This is a genomic window from Streptomyces sp. AB3(2024), from assembly GCF_041862025.1.
GTDB lineage: Bacteria > Actinomycetota > Actinomycetes > Streptomycetales > Streptomycetaceae > Streptomyces.
Window position 1 is genome coordinate 1 of the sequence record NZ_JBGWAB010000387.1, and the last position, 272, is coordinate 272.

General features: G+C 68.0%; 1 protein-coding gene. It reads right to left on the minus strand.

Features of this window, described 5'->3' with window-relative positions:
* On the minus strand, nucleotides 1-272 hold a 272-nt coding region (locus ACEPPI_RS40895; RefSeq protein ID WP_373920298.1), incomplete at both ends, for an acyltransferase domain-containing protein.

Here is a 272-nt window from a genome sequence, read left to right on the forward strand (position 1 = left end):
ACCCTGCGAATGCCCGATCACCGCACCCGGCCGGACACCCGCCGCACCCCACACCTCGGCCAGCGACACCATCACCGCGAACAACGCCGGCTGCACCACATCCACCCGGTCAAGCGAAGGCGCACCCTCACTCCCCCGCAGGACATCCACCAACGACCAGTCGGTAAAGGGCTCCAGCGCCTTCGCACACTCTTCCACCCGGGTTGCGAACACCGGCGAGGACTCCAACAGCCCAGCCGCCATCCCCAACCACTGCGAACCCTGACCCGGGA